Here is a 568-nt window from a genome sequence, read left to right on the forward strand (position 1 = left end):
GCTAACGGGCAGGTTAGTTACAGTGAAAAGAAGGGAAATTCCGCTATTTTATCGAATATTGAGCATCCAGATAAAAATATATGGAGGAATTTTACACTTTGACTATTATTAAATTACATAAGATTACGAAAGAGTTGGAAAGCGAGTGTACCAAATTAAGCGTGAGTAGCCAACAGATAGCCATGGTTGCAAGTAATGCAGATTCACTTATACATGCAACAAACGAACCTACATCTGTACCATACGGCATTTTATCTGATGGAATGATGGTCGGGTTTATACTTTTTGATAATGAAGTATATAAAGACGGTTATTATTGGATCCTGAGATTTATGATTGACGAGAGATTTCAGGGAAAGGGTTATGGAAAATTATCCATTAAAGAAGTAATTAAGATGTTGAGTGAAAGGGTGGACTGTAAACAAATCAGGGTATCACATATTCCACATAATATAGTCGCAAATAAACTCTATAAGGATTTAGGGTTCGTAGAAACTGGCGAGTTAGAAGGAAACGGAGATATTATTTTAACTTATTTTATGTAGGATCATTCGTTCCGCTAACGGGA

At 35.2% G+C, this 568-nt stretch carries 1 protein-coding gene; it reads left to right on the forward strand.

The features are described 5' to 3' along the window. The first annotated feature begins 98 nt into the window (after positions 1-98). Positions 99-545: a GNAT family N-acetyltransferase gene (locus HI950_RS35445; RefSeq protein WP_169091783.1), complete on the forward strand. Its 447-nt coding sequence runs from the start codon at positions 99-101 to the stop codon at positions 543-545. Positions 546-568: the final 23 nt, after the last annotated feature.

Source organism: Paenibacillus sp. PL91, assembly GCF_012935325.2.
Classification (GTDB): Bacteria; Bacillota; Bacilli; order Paenibacillales; family Paenibacillaceae; genus Pristimantibacillus.